The organism is Streptomyces iconiensis, from assembly GCF_028657195.3.
Classification (GTDB): domain Bacteria; phylum Actinomycetota; class Actinomycetes; order Streptomycetales; family Streptomycetaceae; genus Streptomyces; species Streptomyces iconiensis.
The window spans coordinates 117,124-136,352 of sequence record NZ_JANCPR020000026.1 but is presented as its reverse complement, the minus strand read 5'-3'; the positions used below and the strand labels follow the sequence as shown (position 1 = coordinate 136,352).

16 protein-coding genes are annotated in these 19,229 nt (G+C 69.6%); 11 read left to right on the top strand and 5 right to left on the bottom strand.

Going from position 1 to position 19,229, the window contains the following annotated elements:
• Positions 1-548, bottom strand: a 548-nt coding sequence (locus NMN56_RS25010) for an IS5 family transposase (RefSeq protein ID WP_283742508.1), incomplete at its 3' end; no start/stop codon positions are given.
• Between the two features lie 725 nt (positions 549-1,273).
• On the opposite strand from NMN56_RS25010, the gene NMN56_RS25005 reads away from it, so the two are divergent.
• The 3 genes from NMN56_RS25005 (at position 1,274) to NMN56_RS24995 (ending at position 3,251) form a co-directional block, all read left to right on the top strand.
• Positions 1,274-2,110: an alpha/beta fold hydrolase gene (locus NMN56_RS25005; RefSeq protein ID WP_274043227.1), complete on the top strand. Its 837-nt coding sequence runs from the start codon at positions 1,274-1,276 to the stop codon at positions 2,108-2,110.
• 83 nt (positions 2,111-2,193) lie between these two features.
• Positions 2,194-2,781, top strand: a complete 588-nt coding sequence (locus NMN56_RS25000; RefSeq protein WP_274043228.1) for a TetR/AcrR family transcriptional regulator — start codon at positions 2,194-2,196, stop codon at positions 2,779-2,781.
• Entirely contained in the window at positions 2,688-3,251 is a 564-nt protein-coding gene (locus NMN56_RS24995; RefSeq protein WP_283742507.1) for an FAD-dependent monooxygenase, read from the top strand. The genes NMN56_RS25000 and NMN56_RS24995 overlap by 94 nt, the downstream gene beginning before the upstream one ends.
• Positions 3,252-3,422: 171 nt before the next feature.
• On the opposite strand, the gene NMN56_RS24990 is transcribed toward NMN56_RS24995, so the two are convergent.
• Both NMN56_RS24990 and NMN56_RS24985 read right to left on the bottom strand, forming a co-directional pair.
• Positions 3,423-4,535 carry an NAD(P)-dependent alcohol dehydrogenase gene (locus NMN56_RS24990; protein WP_274043230.1) on the bottom strand — a complete coding sequence of 371 codons (1,113 nt, stop codon included), beginning with the start codon at positions 4,533-4,535 and terminating at the stop codon, positions 3,423-3,425.
• 66 nt (positions 4,536-4,601) lie between these two features.
• Positions 4,602-6,113 carry an aldehyde dehydrogenase family protein gene (locus NMN56_RS24985; RefSeq protein WP_274043231.1) on the bottom strand — a complete coding sequence of 504 codons (1,512 nt, stop codon included), beginning with the start codon at positions 6,111-6,113 and terminating at the stop codon, positions 4,602-4,604.
• A 113-nt stretch (positions 6,114-6,226) separates the two neighbouring features.
• Between NMN56_RS24985 and NMN56_RS24980 the strand changes: the two genes are divergently transcribed.
• A complete protein-coding gene (locus NMN56_RS24980) occupies positions 6,227-7,183 on the top strand; it encodes a LysR family transcriptional regulator (RefSeq protein ID WP_280842758.1) in 957 nt (318 codons plus the stop codon).
• A 265-nt stretch (positions 7,184-7,448) separates the two neighbouring features.
• Here NMN56_RS24980 and NMN56_RS24975 read toward each other — a convergent pair whose 3' ends face one another.
• Positions 7,449-8,825 (bottom strand): NsdA family TPR-like regulatory protein, encoded by a 1,377-nt coding sequence (locus NMN56_RS24975; RefSeq protein WP_274043235.1) that lies wholly within the window; start codon positions 8,823-8,825, stop codon positions 7,449-7,451.
• 311 nt (positions 8,826-9,136) lie between these two features.
• On the opposite strand from NMN56_RS24975, the gene NMN56_RS24970 reads away from it, so the two are divergent.
• The 6 genes from NMN56_RS24970 (at position 9,137) to NMN56_RS24945 (ending at position 15,666) form a co-directional block, all read left to right on the top strand.
• Positions 9,137-10,174: a polyprenyl synthetase family protein gene (locus NMN56_RS24970; RefSeq protein WP_274043236.1), complete on the top strand. Its 1,038-nt coding sequence runs from the start codon at positions 9,137-9,139 to the stop codon at positions 10,172-10,174.
• A 450-nt stretch (positions 10,175-10,624) separates the two neighbouring features.
• Positions 10,625-11,614, top strand: coding sequence for a terpene synthase family protein (locus NMN56_RS24965; protein WP_274043238.1), 990 nt, complete (start codon positions 10,625-10,627; stop codon positions 11,612-11,614).
• On the top strand, positions 11,611-12,990 hold the full coding sequence (locus tag NMN56_RS24960; RefSeq protein ID WP_274043239.1) for a protoporphyrinogen/coproporphyrinogen oxidase: 1,380 nt from the start codon (positions 11,611-11,613) through the stop codon (positions 12,988-12,990). The genes NMN56_RS24965 and NMN56_RS24960 overlap by 4 nt, the downstream gene beginning before the upstream one ends.
• Complete coding sequence (locus NMN56_RS24955) at positions 12,987-14,618, top strand: prenyltransferase/squalene oxidase repeat-containing protein (RefSeq protein WP_274043240.1); 1,632 nt, start codon at positions 12,987-12,989, stop codon at positions 14,616-14,618. The genes NMN56_RS24960 and NMN56_RS24955 overlap by 4 nt, the downstream gene beginning before the upstream one ends.
• Complete coding sequence (locus NMN56_RS24950; RefSeq protein WP_274043241.1) at positions 14,615-15,022, top strand: SDR family NAD(P)-dependent oxidoreductase; 408 nt, start codon at positions 14,615-14,617, stop codon at positions 15,020-15,022. Before NMN56_RS24955 ends, NMN56_RS24950 begins: the two co-directional genes overlap by 4 nt.
• Positions 15,019-15,666 carry an acetoacetate decarboxylase family protein gene (locus NMN56_RS24945; RefSeq protein WP_274043242.1) on the top strand — a complete coding sequence of 216 codons (648 nt, stop codon included), beginning with the start codon at positions 15,019-15,021 and terminating at the stop codon, positions 15,664-15,666. Before NMN56_RS24950 ends, NMN56_RS24945 begins: the two co-directional genes overlap by 4 nt.
• A 205-nt stretch (positions 15,667-15,871) precedes the next feature.
• Here NMN56_RS24945 and NMN56_RS24940 read toward each other — a convergent pair whose 3' ends face one another.
• On the bottom strand, positions 15,872-16,702 hold the full coding sequence (locus tag NMN56_RS24940; RefSeq protein ID WP_274043243.1) for an LLM class F420-dependent oxidoreductase: 831 nt from the start codon (positions 16,700-16,702) through the stop codon (positions 15,872-15,874).
• Positions 16,703-17,640: 938 nt separating this feature from the next.
• Between NMN56_RS24940 and NMN56_RS24935 the strand changes: the two genes are divergently transcribed.
• Positions 17,641-19,002, top strand: a complete 1,362-nt coding sequence (locus NMN56_RS24935) for a cytochrome P450 (RefSeq protein WP_274043244.1) — start codon at positions 17,641-17,643, stop codon at positions 19,000-19,002.
• Positions 19,003-19,229 lie beyond the last annotated feature (227 nt).

Sequence of the window (19,229 nt, the reverse complement as noted above, 5' to 3'; positions counted from 1 at the left end):
AGATGGTCGGGCAGGGTCTTCTTGGCGTGGTCGAGGAGGCGAATTCCGACGGCGTTCCCGGAGAGGCTCGCGGCGGTGACGGTCACGGCGAGGAGGAGCCCGATCGTGTCGGTGAGGATGCCCCGCTTCCGGCCGACGATCTTCTTCGCGGCATCGGTTCCCTGGCTGGTCAGGGGCACGTTGGCGGAGGTCTTCACGCTCTGGGTGTCGATCACGGATCCGGTGGGCTCGGGCTTGCGCCCTTCCTTGACGCGGGCGAGGCCGACGAGGTCGTAGTTGAGCTGTGCGAATATCCCCTCGTCGCGCCAGTCGGCGTAGTAGGCGTAGACGGTTCCGTGGCTCGGGAAGTCGTGCGGGAGGTATTTCCAGGGGATTCCCGTACGGTTCACGTAGAGGAGCGCGTTGAACACATCGCGCAGTTCGACTGTGGCCGGCTTTCCGGTGGGCCTGCGGTCGAGCCGGGCTTTTCGCCAAGCCGCCAACGCCGGCTCGGTCAAGGCCCATCGGGCGTCGGACAGGTCGCTGGGGTACGGCTTGCGCTGGCTCACTCTCCAGATGGATCATGAGCATGCCGGAAGGCTCGCTTCCGCTGGATACTGGGCGGGTCTGTGTCATTTTCAAACCAGACGGACTTCCGGGAGCAGAAGCGGCCGGGACGGGCGTCGGTCCTCCCGGCGAAGCCTGAGACACATGCCGCCTACGCCTCGAAAGCTCTCAAAGTGGGGCAGGGATGAAAGCCGCATGACGGAACAAGCCTGGGTAAACGCCCTCTGAGAGGTCGGTTCGTGAGTTGATGCGCGTTTCCGAGTGAGGGTTGGGGCAGCGGAGCCAGCTCCCGGGCAGGCTCCTCCTCACTGTCGTGCTTGTCGGCCGGTAGCGGGCCGAACGGGACCAGTTGGACGTATTTGCGCAGATCAACCCACTGAAGTAGCTGCCAGGCTCCCCCGCCGCTTGCTACGACGCGCACGGCCGCAACTTCCTTGGCATCGGGCCTGCGGCAGCTCTCGCCCTCCGGGCCGCGGCCCCGCTCCGGGCCCCCGGCTCCGGGGGCTCCGGCTCCGGGGGCTCCGGCTCCGGCTCCGGGGGCTCCGGACGCGCTCGCCCGGACACATCCTGACTGCCGCGAAGGCTCGTTCACTCGGTGCCGGGCACCCGGGGACCGCCGAACCGCGCAAGTCCCTTTCCGCAGGGGCGGTTGACGGTCGAGTAGACCAGTCGTATAGTCACAGGCATCGGAACGGCACACCGCCAACTCCCCGGAAGGACAAAGACCATGGGACGCATCAAGGCCGGCACGGAGAACAGCGCCGACATCGAACTGCACTACGAGGACAAGGGAACAGGACAGCCGGTCGTCCTGATCCACGGCTACCCCCTGGACGGCAACTCCTGGGAGGGCCAGATCCCGGCCCTCCTCGACGCCGGTCACCGGGTGATCACCTACGACCGGCGCGGCTTCGGCAAGTCCAGCCAGCCGGGCACCGGTTACGACTACGACACCTTCGCCGCCGACCTGAACACCCTCATGGAAACCCTGGACCTGCACGACACGGTACTGGCCGGCTTCTCCATGGGAACCGGCGAGGTCGCCCGCTACCTGTCCACATACGGCTCAGCCCGGGTCGCCAAGGCCGTCTTCCTCGCCTCACTGGAGCCGTACCTGGCCATCACCGACGACAACCCCGACGGCGCAGCCCCCCTCTCCTTCTTCGAAGGCGTCTCCGAAGCGGTCAAGAAAGACCGCTACGCCTTCTTCACCGGCTTCTACAACGACTTCTACAACCTCGACGAGAACCTCGGCACCCGCGTCAGCGAGGAAGCCGTACGCAACGCCTGGAACGTGGCAGCCGGCGCCGGACCGACCGCCTCGGCCGCCGCACCCCTGACCTGGCCCACCGACTTCCGCGCCGACATCCCCCACATCGACGTACCCACCCTCATCGTCCACGGCACCGCCGACCGCACCCTGCCCATCGACGCCACCGCACGCCGCTTCACCAAAGCCCTGCCCACCGCCCGCTACGAGGAAATCGACGGCGCACCCCACGGCCTCCTCACCACCCACACCGCCGAAGTCAACGAAATCCTGCTGGACTTCCTCAAGAAGTGACACCCACCCACCCGGAGGGGCAGCGGACCACCACCCCGCCAACCCAGAGACGACCGGTCTAGTCGAAAGGTAGGGTGGCAGTCATGCCAGCCACCCAGAGCGACACCCGCCTGCGCATCCTCGACGCCGCCCAGCAGATCATGGCCCACAAGGGCTTCGCCGCCGTCGGCATCAACGAAGTCCTCACCGAAGCCGGCGTACCCAAAGGCTCCTTCTACCACTACTTCGGCTCCAAGGACGCCTTCGGCGAAGCCCTGCTGAACACCTACTTCGCCGAGCAAACCACCGCCATGGACCGCATCTTCGCCGAGCCCGACCTGACCCCGGCCGAGCGACTGCTGAACTACCTGCACCACTGGCAAGAAAGCCAGAGCGCCGACGGCTGCCAGGGCAAATGCCTCGCGGTCAAACTCGGCGCAGAAGTCTCCGACCTCTCAGAACCCATGCGCCTCGCCCTCAAGGACGGCACCACCGCCGTCATCGACCGCCTCGAACGCATCCTCCACAACGGCAGCCAGGACGGCTCACTGACCACCACCCGCGACACCCGCGCGACAGCCCAGGCCCTCTACACCATGTGGCTCGGCGCCAGCGTCATGGCCAAGATCCACCGCGAACCCACCCCCTTCGACAACACCATGGAAACCACCCGCCAACTCCTGCACCTCTGACCCCTCGCGGCACTAGGGTCCGCACCGGCCGACACAGACCGGCGCGGGCCCTGGATCCACGAACTCCCGGCCACCGCAACCGGGTTGACCAGGACTCCTCCGCTCCGCCGACCCGACTCCCCTGCGCTCAGCCCCCTCCCCCGGGATCCACAACCCTCGCGCACAGAGCGAATCACCGATTCCTACGGCCCCCCTGCCCGAAAGCCCTCATCCCTCCGTATCCCTCCGTCCCCGAGCACGATCTCTGCGGGTGGGGCCGGTGGCCCTCGCCTCTGCTTGACGGAGGGGCTCTTTCCGACGTGCTCGTCGTCGGCGCGGGAGCGACCGGTATGACGCCGGCCAACGAACTGCGGGTGGCGGGGGTGTCGGCCGTGCTGGTGGACAAGCTGCCGCAGCGCAGCGAGTTGTCCAAGGACGGCGGCGTGCAGTGCCGCACGCAGGAGGCGTTCGATCAGCGCGGCAGGCCGTGATCTCGCTTGTGACGTGCGGTCGTTCCGCTCAGGGGACCTGGCTGAACGACCGCTGAACGGCCCTGTGAGGAATGTGGCGCGTACCCGCTCGGGGTACGGCGCCTGTCGGGCGTGCTGGCGGGGCCGCCTCCGCGCCGGGGCGGTGCGGAGGCGGCAGCGGTCTGTGGCCGCTCAGACCGGCAGCAGGACCGGCTTGACGACTTCGCCGCTCTCGACCGCCTCGATCGAGGCGGCGATGTCGGTCAGCGGGAAGGTGGTGACGAGCTGTTCGACCGGGAGGTCCCCGCGCTCCGCCAACGCCACCAGTTGGGGGATGAGTTCGTGGGGGCGTGCGGCTCCCTCGACGACGCCGATGAGGCGTTTGCTGCCGTTGACCAGGTCCATGACGTCCAGCGGGATCGTGTCGCCGGCCTGCCTGGTACCCGCAACGGCGAGGATGCCGCCGGTCGCGAGGGCCCGGATACCGGCGCGCAGCGCTGTCGGGGACCCGCTGCTCTCCAGGATGTAGGGGGCAGCGCCGCCGAGCAGGCGTCCGATCGCTTCGTCGGTTTCCTCGCGGGCCGCGTTCACCACATGCGTGGCGCCGACCTTCAGGGCCAGGTCCAGACGGCTGTCCCGAGTGTCCACGGCGACCACCGTGCGCTTCTCCAGAGCGGCCGTCATGACCGCCGACAGTCCCACGGCCCCGGCACCGATCACCACTACCGGCGCCGCTGCCGGGGGCGCGAGGACGTTGAGCACGTTGCCGGCCCCGGTCTGGACCGCGCAGCCGAAGGGCGCGAGCAGGTGCGCCGGCAGCTCGCTGTCGACGACGACCGCATTGCGTTCGGTCACCAGCGCATGGGTGGCGAAAGCGGACTGGCCGAAGAAGTTCCCGTTCACCGGACGGTTACCGCGCCACAGCCTGGGGGTGCCGTCCTCGCGTGTACCGGCGGTGAAGTTGCGGGACACGAAGTGCCGGCACTGGGTGGGCGCCCCGGCCCGGCAGCGTTCGCACCGCCCGCACGAGTCGAAGGTCAGCACGACCCGGTCGCCGGGGCGCAGCGCGGTCACCGAGCTGCCGACTTCCTCGATGATCCCGGTGCCCTCGTGGCCGGCCACCAGGGGCGCCGGGACCGGCAGCGCACCGGTACGTGCCTGCAGGTCGGCGTGGCACAGTCCGACGGCGTCGATCCGTACCAGGGCCTCGTCGGCTCTCGGCGCGTCGATCTCCACCTCAGCGATCGTGAACGGGGCGCCGGTGGAGTCGGCCACGGCCGCGGTGATGCGGCCCCGCGTACTCATCGTGGTTCCCCTCGGCCTGATGCGGACGGCAGGTCTGATGTGAAGGACATGGTGTTCCCCTCGTACTCAGAAGGACGGGAGCCGGCGCTCGCCGCTCTGCACGGTGACGGCTATCCGGTCGGTGAAGTCGTGCAGGGAGTGCGGCCCGCTGCGGCCCCACCCGCTGTCGCGCACGCCGCCGATCGGTGCCTGGATCTCGTCGTCGATCGTGGGCAGGTTGATGCGCACCGAGCCGGCCCGAATGCCTTCGGACAGTCGGACGGCGCGGTGGGTGTCGCCGGAGAGAATCGCCGAAGTGAGCCCGCAGCCGAGTCGGTTGGCGATCTCGACAGCCTCGTCGGCGTCTTCGACCGGCCGCACGACGACCACCGGCCCGAACGTCTCCTCAGTGGAGACCATCGCGTCCTCCGGCACGTCCGCCAGGATCGTGGGGGCGTAGACCGGGCCGTCGTGGGTGCCGCCGGTCAGCACCCGGGCCCTCTTGGCCACCGCGTCCTGGACGCGTTCGTCGACGCGGCGCACAGCATCGGGGGTGATCAACGGCCCGATGAAGGTGTCCTCCTCCAGCGGGGAACCGGCCCGCAGGGTGCTCGCCTTGGCCACCAGCCGTTCGACGAAGACATCGTGGAGATCGCGGTGGACGAGGATGGTCCGGGCGTTGAGGCAGATCTGCCCCTGGTGGAAGAACGCGCTGAACGTGGCGACGTGGACGGCGTAGTCCAGATCGGCGTCGTCGAGGACGATCAGCGGGTTGTACCCGCCGAGTTCCATGACCGACCGCTTCAGCGCCGCCCCGGCGCGCTCGGCCAGCATGCGCCCGGTGGGGACACTGCCGATGAAGTTGATGCAGCGCACCGAGGGGTTCTCGAAGAATTCGTCCGCGATCGGGCCCGCCTCGCCAGGGCCGTGCGTCACCACGTTGACCACTCCGGCCGGCAGACCGGCCTCGTGCAGGATCTCCGCCACCTGGATGCCCGCCGAAACGGGTGCGAGTTCAGTGGGTTTGACCACGACCGTGTTCCCGGCGACGAGCGGTGAGAGGATCGCGCGCCAGGCCAGGATCTGCTCCCCGTTCCACGGCGTGAAACTGGCGACCACACCGAGCGGGCGGCGTACCACGGTCTGCGTGGTGTCCGGGAAGTCGGACCGCAGCACCTCGCCGACGGGGAGGTAGAGCCAGCCGGCCGCCTGCTCGATCAGCTGGATGACCAGCCGGATCTGGAAACGGCCGTTGAGCAGCGTGGTTCCGGTCTCCCTGGCCATGGTGGCGGCCAGTCCGTCGCTGCGGCGCTCCACGATGGACGCCGCTTCGCGCAGGACGCCGGCCTTCTCGGCCGGCGAGGTCCGGGCCCAGGCGGGAAAGGCCCGTTGGGCGGCGGCAATCGCCGCCTCGGTCTCCTCACGGCCGCAGCGGGCCGCCGTGGCGAAGAGTTCTCCGCTCCACGGGTCGAAGTCCTCGAACGTGCCGGCCCTGGCCGCGTGCCACTGGCCGTCGCTGAAGTATCGGTATGCGACAGGACCGATCCCGGGCCGCCCCGCCTGCTCGTTCGCCGACGAGGGCGTCTTCCGGTGATTCATCGCGGTCCTCCAAGGGACGCTCGGGGAATTGCCCGAAGTGGGCTTCCGGGTCGACCCTCCACCGGCCTCAACATGCAGTCAAATACATGTCAAACACTGTTAATATGCGTTGGGTGCATATAGAAAGCGTTGACCTGAATCTCCTCAAGGCGCTTGACGTGTTGCTGGAGGAGCGGCATGTCTCCCGGGCTGCAGCCCGCTTCCATCTCAGCCAGCCGGCGATGAGCCGGACCCTGGGCAGGCTGCGGGACGTCTTCGGGGACGAGTTGCTGGTGCGGACCGCGACCGGTTATGTCCTCACGCCGCGTGCCCGTCATATCCGGGCCGAACTGTCGGAGATTCTGCCGAGGTTGCGGAGCCTCGTGACCGAGGAGAATTTCGATCCCTCGACAGCGGTCGGGAAGATACGCGTCGCGGCTTCCGACTATTTCCTGGCCGTTATGGGAAATCAGGTGCTCCCGGATTTCTTCGGTCAGGCTTCGGGAATTTCCCTGGTCGTGGAGACGGTGAGCCCGACCACGTTCGACGACCTGGAACGAGGCCACCTGGACCTGGCGTTCGTCCCCACCCCCACGCCGCCCCATCTGTGCCGGCACGTGCTGTTCACCGAGGACCATGTGTGTGTGATGGCCGAGGATCACCCGTTGACCCGGGACCGGCTCACGCCGGCCGATCTGGCGGAGTACCCGCATGTCGGTGTGGCGGCCCTGAAGAGCGATCGCATGCTCGTTGAGGCGCAGTTGGAGCAGCTCGGTATCCGTCCGCACCCCGGGTTGAGCGTCCCCTACTTCACCGCGGCCGTCGCCGCGGTGCGCGGGACCCAGCTGATCGCGGTACTCCCCCGGCGGCTCGTCGCCCGCCTGCGCGAACCGGGGCTGCGCGTCGCCGAGGCGCCCGCGCAGTTCTCCCCCTTCGACTACGCGATGCTGTGGCATCCCCGCCTGACCCGCGACCCGGCGCTTCAGTGGCTGCGCTCGCTCCTGATCCGGGCCGGCGCGGCCCTGACACCCCGCACCGGCCCGGACGAAGCCGCCCTCTCACCCGCCCCCGGTGCGGTTCCCGCCTCGTAACCGTCCCGCTCGGGAAACCGCTCGCGCCCGGGACCGGGACACCGCTGAGGACTCCCATGCCCCGGCACTGTGCGAACGGCTTCCGTGCCGACGCGGCTCAGGTCTCTGGCCTGTTCGGACCCGGAGTCGTTGGGCCCCTGTCACCGTGCACGCGTGCAACCAGAGCCGGTCGGCGGCTGACATCCGCTGTACCGAGCGAGCGTTTCCCCACCTCAGCGCCTCAAGGCCAGGAACGGCGGAGCTACGGGCGACCTCGACGGCGGTCTCAGGTGCGGGATTTGGGCGGCACGAATTGCGTGTTGAGAGTGGCCCGGATCTCCCGCAGCGCCCGGCGCGCGGGATCGTGCCTCCGGTGCGCGCTCAACTGGGTGTGCAGGGAGAGCAGGTGTTGGCGCACGAGGGGAGAGTGGAGGTAGGAGGCGTGCTCCAGGCATGGGTGCACATGAGCCGATGCCTCCTCCATGTGCCCGGTGTACAGGTGGAGTTGTGCGAGCTGGATGTGGGTGAGGGCGCGTGAGCGGTGGGCCTGGGTCGGGCGGTGCAGCAGGGAGGCGCGCAGGGCGGTGATGGCGGGTTCGGGGCCGTCGAGGGCGAGGAGTACCTGTGCTCGTTGGAAGTCGAGCCCGGCGCGGGGGTAGTCGGCGAAGGGGCGGTTCTCTTCGGTGGCCCGGGCGTGGTGTTCTTCGGCTTGTGCGAGGTAGCGCCTGGCCTGGTGGGGCTCTCCGGTGTGCGCCAGTCCCAGGGCGAGCTGGACGAGCAGGTATGCCCGTGTGGCGGGAGAGGCCGAGTCGGGGGTCGCGTCGTAGGCGGCCTGGTCCATCCCCGTGCGGCGCCGGCCGAGTTGATGGGCGTGGGCGCTGGTGGCCCGCAGGACGATGGCGTACAGGCTGCGGTTGCCGGCTTCGGCGGCCATCCCGGCGCTGAGGTGGAAGTAGCGCTGGGCCAGCCCGTGGTGGGTGCTGTCGGCGCTCATACGGGCCAGCAGGCAGGTGAGTTCGGCGGTCTCGGTCAGCAGGAGCCGGTGGGTGGCCTCCGTGGTGTTGAGGGCCAGCCATGCGCCGGCGTCGTGGGCGAGGTAGGTGGCCAGGGCGGTACGCGCCTGGGCGCCGCCGTGCGCTTCCAGTAATCGCGCGTAGGTGGCGGTCATGGTGCGCAGTGCTGTCACTTCTCTGCGGCCGGCCCGCCTGCGGGGGCTCTCGGTCGCACGGAGGGGCTTGGGGTCGTGTACGTCGTCCCAGGCGGGTGGGGAAGCGGCCACGGTATAGGGCGCTCGGTGCAGGGCGGGATTGCGCTGGGGGTCGGCGTCCTGTGAGGCCAAGGACGCAAGCATGGCATCGGGTGAGGTAGCACCCTTGGGCACTGCCTGTCCCCCGGGCTGTCCCCCGGTCTGTGGGATCAGACCTGTGGCTTCCACGGGCACGGTGCGGCCCAGGCGGCGCGTGAGTACCTCGGCAACCAGATGAGCAACGGGTGGAGCAGGACGTGAGCCGGTGAGCCATTTGGCCACCGAGGTTCGGGTGTAGTGGAGTTCCATGCCTTCGGCCGCCGCGAGCGTGTTGACTGCTTTCGCCAGTGCGCTGCCGGTGATACCGGCCTCGTCGAGCAGTGCTCGCAAGAGATCATTGGGTGCCTGGCGTGCCATGACGTCTCCATCGCCTGTTGCCGGATGCGAGGCCCAGCTCACCGCGGGCAGCGGGAGGAGTGGCCACTATGCGGATTCCGCCGCGCTGCGCGGGCCCAACAGCACAGGGCCCGCCTTCACCACATTTGCACACGCCGCCTGGAAACGCTTCCAAGTTCACGTCTTCACAAGCGTGGAGCGCGCGCACGGGCCGCGGGCTGATTCGCCTTTTGCGAGGCGGGGTTGAGGACCTCTCATGGAAGAGAACGGCCAGTGCGGGGTTCCGCCCTGTTGTCGGCAACGGCTGTAGAACGGGCAAGGGGTGTGTGATCGTGATAACGGGACCGGCCGTGGAGTCCCTGGAGGGGACCGGCCATCAGCTGCTGGAGCAGGCGCGGGCACGGGTGCGCCCGAGTTTGCGGGACCGGGTGGAGGGGCGGCTGACGGAGAACCGGGCCGCGGCCGGGTATCACCTGGGCTGGCTCGACGAGCATGGCGATCCGTCGGAGGCGGGGGCGGGCAAGGCGGTGCGGCCTGCGTTGTGTTACGCGGCAGCGGAGGCGGTGGAGGGCGACATCAAGGAAGCTGGATCAGCCGCGATGACGGTGCAGCTGGTGCACGACTTCTCCTTGGCACATGACGACATCATCGACGGAGACCGGGTGCGCCGGAACCGCCCCGCGGTGTGGGCCGCCTTCGGTACTCCGGCCGGAGTGCTGTGCGGGGACGCGCTGTTGTCACTGGCCTTCATCACTCTGGCCGAGGCCGGCGGCGGCGGGCGGGCCCTGGCCCGGCTGGCGGAGGCGGTGGGGGAGCTGATCGAGGGGGAAGCCCTGGACATGGCCTTCGAACAGCGTGAGCAGGTACGGCTTGGGGAGTACACCGCGATGGCCGCGGCAAAGACAGGAGCGCTGATGGGGTGCGCGTGTGCGCTGGGGGCACTGTCCGCGGGATGCGACGAGAACCGGGCCGACCTGCTGGCAGCCTTCGGCCGCCATGTGGGGGTGGCCTTCCAGATCACCGATGACGTGTTGGGGATCTGCGGTCGGCAGGAGGTGACGGGCAAGCCGGTGGGCGCCGACCTGGCCTCGGGCAAGAAGACTCTGCCGATCCTGGCCGCGCTCGCCTCCGGAACCCCGGCGGGGCGTGAACTCGCCGAGTTGTACGCCGGTCCCGGCGAGCTGGCCGACGAGCATGTCGACCGTGCCACGCATCTGGTGACTGAGGCAGGCGGGGTGACTGCGGCACGGCAGGAGATCGAGCGCGAACTCCAGCAGGCGCTGGCCGCTCTGGCCGAGTCCGGTCCGGCCCCGCGGGGGCGGCAGCAGCTGACCGCGCTGGCCCATGTGCTCACCCACCGCGACCAGTGACGGAGACACCCCAGGGGAGACACCCCATGCAGCAACGGCAGGAACTGACGGGCGCCGCCGGTGAGATGGCAGCCGGGGGCCCTCGGCGGGCCGCTGCCCGACCACCGACCGGCAGCTGTCGCCGGAAGGAGTCGCAGAGGAAGCCGATCTCGTACTCGTCGTCGGGCCACGATTCCTCCAACGCGGTGCACCTGCTGGCACATCGGTGCACCCACTGGAAGTTCGCTGCCGTCCAGGCAACCCGGCTCGCTTGATCGGGACACCGATGCCATCGGTCCTGAGCGGCTACGCGCGGGAGGCAACGGCGGGCTCACTGGCGCAGCCTCGCCCCGCCGAAGGGCCGGCCAAGGGAGTCCTCGGCCACCTGCGCCGAGATGAAGATCGTCGAGGCCCTGAGCTGCGAGGCCCAGTCGTTCGTGAATCCACCGGATCGTCGGAGGGAATGCAGTCATGACCGGAGAGACGGAGGCCGCAGCGACCATTCCGCGGCTGCGGCTCCCCTTCCCTGCCCGCAGCAACCCCCATGTCCGTGTTCTCTCCGAGCACTTGGAGTCGTGGGTACGCATGTCGGGCTGCCTTCCCGAGGCCGGTCTGCGTGCCTGGCGGGAGGGACGCTACGCGGAACTGGTGAGCCGCATGTATCCGATGGCCGCTCCTCCGCTGCTGGAGCCCACCGCTGAGGCCGTCATGTGGCTCTTCCTCTACGACGATCATCTCGACCCCGGCGGGCCCGGCGCCACCCCTGAAGCTGCGGAGCGGCTCACGCAGCTGGTCAAGGAGGCGCTCAGCCCCGGCCCCGTGCCCCCGCATCCGCTGGCGGCGTGTGTCCGAGGGTTTCGGGACACCCTCGTGCCGCTGCTGCCCCCACAGGTGTGGGAACGGTTCGCCGCGGAGGTCGAACGGTTCGCCGAGGCCATGCTCCACGAGGTCCGCTCCCGGGCCAGCGGCACGCTGCCCACGCCGGAGGTGTATCTGGCGGACCGCTGTCTCACGGCAGGCTGGTTCATATTGACCACCCTGGCCGAGGCCAACGAGCGAGCCGCACTGGAGCCCGCCGTGGCGAACGGTTCTGCCCATACGGAACTCCGGCGAGTCTCGGGAGAGATCGCCTGCGCCATCAACGACCTGTTGTCGCTGGACAGGGAGTTCGCCGGTGGTGAGCACCACAACCTGGTGATGCTCGTACGGCATGCCGAGCAGTGCGACGTGCGCGAGGCCGTCACCCGAGTGCACGACTGGCTCACCGCACGGTTGAGCGAGTACTTCGCTGTGCGCACACGGTTCCTCTCGCAGCGCACAGGACCGGAAGCGCACGCATCCGCTGAGCTTTCACTGCCCCGCTATGTCAGCGGGCTCGAATCCCTCATGCGCGGAAGCCTCGACTGGAGCCTTGAGACCGGTCGTTACCGCCCGTCCGGCACCTGGGAGGGGACCTCATGAACCCGCATCCCCCCACCGAGCAGCGGGTGATAGTCGTCGGAGCCGGGATCGGCGGTCTGACCGCGGCGTTCCGCCTGCAGCAGGCCGGTTTCACCGTACGCGTGCTGGAGCGGTCGACGCCCGACCTCGTCGGTGGACGGATGGCGACCGTGGAACGCGGCGGGTTTCAGGTGAATACAGGGGCTGCGCTTCTGCTCTCCTCCTACCACGCCATGCTGTCCCTCGCGGCCGAGGCGGGGGTGGGCGGGCAGGTCCGGCCCGCCGGTGACGTCTTCGGGATGGTCAAGCAGTCTGACGTTCAGCGGATCAGCAGCGGCAGGCGCCTGCACATGGTCTCCAGCCCGCTGCTGCGTGAACTCCCCGTGCGTGACCTGTTGAAGTCCGCCCGGGACTTCGCGCGGGCCAGGAAGCTGTTCGACTGGCACGACATGTCCCGGGCGGCACCGGCCGACTTCGAGTCGGTGCACCAGTACGCGGTCCGTCGCGGCCTGCACCCGGCGACAGTGGAGTACTTGCTGGGCCCCTTCGTCGCGAGCCCCGCGTTGGCCACTCCGGAGCACGCCTCCGTCCTCAGCGCCTTCTTCTTCCTCAACACTCTGATCGCCAGCGGGGGCACCTTCACCTCCCCCCGGGGAGTGGGCTTTCTCCCCCACGCTCTTGCTGAGCACTTGTGCGTGGAGTACGAGGCAGAAGCGCTCTCGGTCGAGGAGGGCACGGACGCGGTGCGCGTCTCCTGGTCCCGGCGCGGCGAGGGGGAGCGAACGGAGACGGCGGCAGCGTGCGCGGTGGCCGTACCGGCTGCTGCGCTGACGCGCATCTGCCCCCAGCTCAGCTCCGCACAGTGCGAATACCTCAGCCGTATCGACTACTCCAGCAGCGTGCACGTCGCCTTCGGCCTGGACCGGCCGACGGCCGAGCCGTCCCTTCTCCTCCAGGTCCCGCGAGTGGAGCACGGCGACCTCGCCGCGTACGTGCTGGAGCACAACCAGCACCCCGACCGGGTCCCACGGGGCCGCGGGCTCGTCATGGCCCACTTCCGCGGCGGCTGGTCCGAGCAGCACTGGGACCTCGACGACGACGCCGTGATCGAACAAGCCCTGGACGCCACCCGGCAACTGGGCGTCCTGCCCGAGCTGGAACGTCACACCACGATGGCCGAGGTCTTCCGCACCAGCCCGTGCACGGTACGCCGCCGGCCAGGCGAGTACCGCGACATCGCCCGGTTTGCCCGCACGCTCCGCGCCGACTCCCGGGTGCAGCTCGTCGGAGGTGACGTCCTGGCGCACTCCACCACCAACAGCAGCCTGCGGTCCGGCGAAGAAGCAGCCGCACGGATCGCGCACCACGTCCGTCACGAGAGGAACCCCTCCTCATGAAGGTACGAACCACGCCGAACCGGCGGGAGACGTGGAACGCACAGGCGTTTCCCCCGTCCCTGCCCCTGGCCGTCGACCGGCTGCGCGAACGCCTCTTCCGCCGTGTCGACGCGCACGGTGCCGTGCGGGACCCGTGCCACGGACGGGCGCTGGAGACGGCCCTCCTGCTGCGGCTGCTGCGTCGCTTCTGCGTCGAAGAAGGCGAACAGCGGAGGTTGGAGGACCATCTCAGGTCCCGGCGCGAGGCCGATGAGCCCCTCGACCGGCTGCTCGCCCGTACCGCGCTGTCCCCGGAAGGGGCGGTGAACGAGACGCTGCGGGAACAGCTCATCTCCCAGGTACCGGAGTTCACCGGGTCCCGGAAGCGCCTGCTGATCGATGTGTTCCTCTCGCTGCTCGACAGCCGGGCCCCCTGCCGGCACGATCCGGCCGAGCTGAACACCATCGGGCTGCACGGATGGGCCGCGGTCCAAGTCACCGCGCTGAAGGTGATTCTCGCCGGTCTGGAGCACGACATCGCGACCGTACGCGACGGCGACGTCGAACTGCTGCTCTCCACGCAACGCGGCCCATGGGTGTGGGAGGGCAACCTCCTCATCCATCTGTCCGTGCTGCACGCGCTGTCCTTCCTGCGCGACACCGACCACGTGATCAGGGAAGGGATCACCAAGGCGCTGCGGCACCGTCGGTCGGACGGGGGCATCCCCTTCATCACCGACGCGGACACCTGGTGCACCGTCACGGCCGGTGTCGCCCTCGCTTCCGTTGACACACCGGGAGAAAGGCTCGGCCCCCTGGCCGAGCACGTCGCCCGACAGCAACGCCCCAACGGGGGGTGGGCGTTCACCGACCGCGCACTGCAGACCGACGTCGACGACACCTCGGTCAGCTTGGAATTCCTGGACACCGTGGACCGTGTCGCCCACGCGGGTGCCATCGACCGCGGGCTGCGCTCCCTTCTCGAACTGCGCAAACCCTGCGGGGGTTTTCCCACCTACGGCGCGGAATCTCCGCCTGAAGCCTGTATGACGGCCGCAGCACTCAACGCTCTGTCCCTCCAGCCCCACGAACACAGGGAAGTGATCCGCGGCGGACACGACTTCCTCGCCAGGCAACAACGTCCCACCGGCAACTTCGCATCCGACTGGAGCGCGAGCCGTTACCACACACTCTTCCGCGCCGTCCTTGCCACCCGCGCATCGCCCGACCCCACCTCACCGACCGCACAGGACGTGGCACGCCGCGCGATGCACGCCGTACGCTCGGGGCAGAACGCCGACGGAGGATGGGGCCAGCAGCCCGGTGAGCCGAGCGACCCGATCAGCACCGCCTACGGCCTGATCGCCCTGTGCCAGCAGGACGACGCACGCCCCGCCGTCCCCGCGGCGCACCGCCTGCTCGCCGCACAGCAGCAGGACGGTGCCATCCCCTCGGCACCCGACTCCATCGGCCCCCGCCCCTTCATCTTCACCCTCCCCGCCCTCGCCGACGTGTTCGGCCTACTGGCCCTGGGCCATCTGCAAGCACGTCTCACCGGGGAGTCACACGGCACACGGCGTCCCACCATGGCCGGCCCCGGACCTCCGCGCAGGCAAGAGCGGCACCGCGGGGAAGGAGAGAGGCGATGAGGGCAGGCGGAGGCGCGCGGCGCTCTCTCGGCGGGCCTACCTGTCTGGTCACCGGCGGTGCCGGAGGAACCGGCTGGGCGGTGAGCAACGCTCTCGCCCACGCGGGTGCCGAGGTTCACCTGGCGGATGTCGCACGAGAGAAGCTGCACCGGGTGGACAAGGACGGGGCGGCGACGAGTATCACCCCGTACGAGGTGGATGTCGCCAACAGGCCGGCCCGCACGCAGTGGGTGGAGCAGGTGGGTTCCGCCTCCGGGCGCGACATTCCGGCCCGCCCACCGGTCATGTACCGGCTCTACGCCCTGGCCCCGGGGTCGTTGCGCCGCCTGACCGCGGCGACCGGCTCCAGCCGGCGCGACCACGCCGGGCCTCCGCATACTTCAGACCCCATGGACCGCGCATGAATCCGGAAGAAGCCTCCTACCCGCCCGCGCCATGGCGCTCAGCGGGAACCATGTGGGCGGCGGAGCTCACCGCCCAGAAGAAGCTGTCGGTACCTCGCGGATTGAGCATCCTGGGCGATCCGCGCCGCCTGGTGGTGCTCCTCGTGCGGTACCGCGAAGGTGCGGTGACCTACGACGAGTTCATGGTGACCAGCCCGGCACGAGCCGGCTTCAGGCCAGGATTATGGATTCACGCGATCTGGGTCGACTCCAGTGCCTCGCTGGCAGGCGGACGCCACATCTGGGGCGTGCCCAAAGAGCTGGCCCGCTTCGAGTGGGACGGGCCGGCCACCCGCATCTTTGACCACCGGGGCCCGATCGCGGGATTCCGCTTCGGCCCGAGCGGGCGGCACACTCCACGGCTTCCGGCACTCGCACCCGGCTTCGGGCACCACCAACACCTGATGTATTTCGCCGGGCGCCTCACAGGACACATCGCCCGCCAACCCATGCACCTCACCAAGTGGTCCCACCGACTGCCCGGCACTGTCGCGGAGACCGCGAAACGGTCCTTCGTCATCGACTCGTTCCACATGACGGTCCCTGCTCCCCGCACCGTGCGAGACAGGACAGCGTGGTCTTCGGCCGGTGTCCCGGGGAAATAGCGGCCCTTCCCCCTGATGCCCCCGTCAGGAAGGGGCAGCGGCCGGAGAAGGGGAGGTAAGAGAAGGGCCGGAAGGCGGGCGCGGAAACTCGGTCCGCACCCGGCCCGGGGCCTCCCGGCCCGTGCCGGATCAGTCATGGGTCACCCGGCCCTGGCCGCGCCTGGTTCGGGCGAGTTGGGGCGACCGTGCCCGGTCGCGCGCCGCGTCAGCCGTGCCTGGCGGCTGACTCCGCGATGCCGTCGAGCCACTCCAGCGACTCCGACTCCGGCTTCGTGGGGAGGTAGAACAGCAGCCGCTCCACGCCGAGTCGTTCATACCTCTCGACGGTCTCCGCGTCATGGCCCGCCGAGTGCACCGTCACCGGGACGACCCGTCCCGCGACGTTCCGCAACCGCTCCAGCTGCGGGCCGAGTTGGTCCGGCGGCGCGAGGTGGGCCAGGGCCAGCCACGCGTCGCCGAGTGCGGTGACCCGGGGGAAGGCCGCCTCGCCGCCGCCCACCCAGACCGGCGGATGCGGGTCCTGGACCGGCTTGGGCCAGGAGTACACGGGGTCGAAGTCGACGAACTCGCCGTGGTACTCGGCCTGTTCCCGCGTCCAGAGCGTGCGGATCGCCCGCAGCCGGTCGTTGACCAGCCGTCCGCGGGAGGACGGGTCCGTGCCGTGGTTCTCCATCTCCTCCCGATTCCAGCCCACGCCGACACCGAAGACCGCGCGGCCTCCGGAGACAAGGTCGAGGGAGGCGACCTCCTTCGCGGTGTGGAACGGATCCCGCTGCACGACCAGAGCGACGCCGGTACCCAGCAGCAGCCGCTCCGTCACCGAGGCCGCGGCGCCGAGCGCCACGAACGGGTCGAGGGTGCGGTAGTAGATGTCCGGAAGCGGACCGCCCGCGGGGTAGGGCGAGCGCCGGTCCACGGGGATGTGCGAGTGCTCCGTGATGAGAAGGGAGTCGAAACCCCGCTCCTCCACGGCGCGGGCGAGCGGGGCGGGGCGGATTCCCTGGTCCGTGATGAAGGTCGAGATCCCGAACTGCACGGCGCGTCCTTCCTGTCGGAACTGCCTGGTGCGGTGTAGCGGTGTGCCGGTATCCCTGCGAGGACGTCGCTGCGCGGACGTCCTCGCGCAATTCCAGCTTCCCCCTGGACCTGCCGTCGCCACCAGTAACTTGTCCGGCGTGCGGGCAGGTCGCGTACGCGGACGCAGGTGGCGTCTTACGCGGCGTTCCCGATCGCCGCGGGCGAGGCCGAAGTGCCGGTCTCCCGATGCCCTTCGCGCCCAGCGGCCCGAAGTGCGGATCCTCGTCGTCCAGCCACACGCCTCGACGTCTCCGCGCCGGCGCCAACGGACGCCGTACCCGGCGAAGTCGTGGTTGATGACCGGAGCTTCGCCTGGAGACAGCTAACTGGCCGCATGGTAGGCAGCCGCCCGACAGACAGCGGTCCGGCGGCACGAGCCCCCCATTACGCCCGACCCACCGTGACCAGCATGAGGTGACAGTGCCCTGCCGCGGCCTCGGCCCGCATGGCCCCGCATGGCCCCGCATGGCCCTGCGGCGACGATCTCAGCCTGACCCCGACTGCCAGGCAGCGGGAAAGCCTGTACTCACAACCGTTCAACGCGTTCACGGGAAGGCTCCCGGTCCCGCCTTGTCATGGGATGCGGTGAATGGCTCGATGGCACTAAGGCCATCACCACGCCATCGGATAGATGTTGACGATGCTTCTTCCAAAACCGGGGCAGGGCACGCTCCTCCGGGAAGCGGGCGTGCCGGCGCAGAGAGATGTCCCGGTTCCACAGGGCAAGTAGCCCCGATGGCACAGGCCGGCAGCGACGTCGAACGCGCCCTTGCTGAAGCGCGTCGGCACGCCAGGGTCTTCAGCGGCCCGTACAGCCCACGGCAAGGAACCACATCGTGGAGCTGTCGAATCGATCGAGAAAGCGACCACCCAACGCGTCCCTTCAGGAGAACCAACATGGGTACTGAGCCGAGTTTCGGCTCCCTTCCGCACGCGCCCGGAACGCCGTCCGCCCCCGGGGCCGGACGGCCGCTCCCCCAAGTCGAGGACGGACTCGTCGAGCGGTGGCGCGCGGAGGGAGGGGAACTGGTCGGGTTGCTGTCGCAGGTGCGCGAGCGGTGCGGCGGCGTCGCCGGGTTCCGCCTCGGACCGGCTCCCACCGTGCTCGTCACCGACCCGCAGGCGGTCCAGCACGTACTCGCGCGGCATCCTGAGCGGTACGTCAAGCGCTCACACCGGGCCCGTGCGCTGCTCGGCGGCGGTGTCATGGCCGCCACCGGCGAGGCGTGGAAGCGGCAACGCCGCCTGCTGCAGTCGCAGTTCACCGGCACCGGGATGCGCCGCTACGAACAGCGGATCACCGAGGCTGCCCGTACGACAGCGCAGCGCTGGGACCGGTACGCGCGTACCGGGGAGGTCCTCGATGTGGGGCAGGAGATGCGCCGCTTCGCGCTGGACGCCATCTGGCGTTCCCTCACCGGACATCCCCTCGACGACGGGACCGAACGCGAACTGGCCACCGTGGCGGCCGTGGCAGCCGCCCTTCCGATTCAGCCCGCTGACATGACCGATTCCCAGGACATCGCCGCCACCGATCTCGCCCGGATCGACGCGGTAGCCCGGCACGCCATCGAAGCCGCCCGCAAGGGGGAGGCCGGCCCCGACGGGCCCGGTCTGCTGCACGTCCTGGTCGACGACCCGAGCGACACCCCGAGCGAGCGCCCTGAGTACACGGACCAGCTGATCCGCGACGAACTTGTCACGTTGCTCGTGGCCGGGCACGAGACCACCTCCTCCACACTGACCTGGCTCTATCTGCTCCTCGACCGGTATCCCGAAGCCCGCGAGCAGGCGCTCGCCGCCGGTGGCGAAGGCTCGGCCGAACGCGGCCGGGCCATCCAGGCCCTGGTCAACGAAACGCTCCGGCTCTACCCGTCCGCCTGGGTCCTGCCGCGCTACGCCACCGAGGACGACACGCTGGCCGGCTACACCATCGAGGCGGGCACCGACCTTTTGGTCTGCCCCTACCTCACCCACCGCGACCCCGAACTGTGGCCGGAGCCCGAACACTTCGACCCCCGGCGCTTCACCACCCCGGACAACCGGCCCACCCACCCGGGCGCCTACTTCCCCTTCGGCATCGGCCCCCGCGCCTGCCTGGGCCTGCAATTCGCCCTCCGCGAATCAACCGTCCTGCTCGAACACCTCCTCCCCGCCCACACCCCGGTCTTCCGCTCCACCCCCACGAAGACCGCGTACGGCATCACCGTCCGCCCCGACGGCCCCACCCCCGCAACGCTGGCACCGCCAACCACCTGAAAGCGGAGGCCACCGTGTCAGCGAAGACAGCTGCCGTCGTTGGGCGCCGCACGGCAGGCCCAGGGGTCCTACGGCGGTCTGTCAGGCGGTCAGGAGACATCAAGAGGTCTGCCGGTGCCGACGGTGTGGCCGGTCCCGGTGTGCCGCGGGCGGGGCTGAACGGCGCGGGGACACCACACAAGACCGGTCAATACCAGTGGTGAAGGAGTTCGTGTCCGTACGCGACC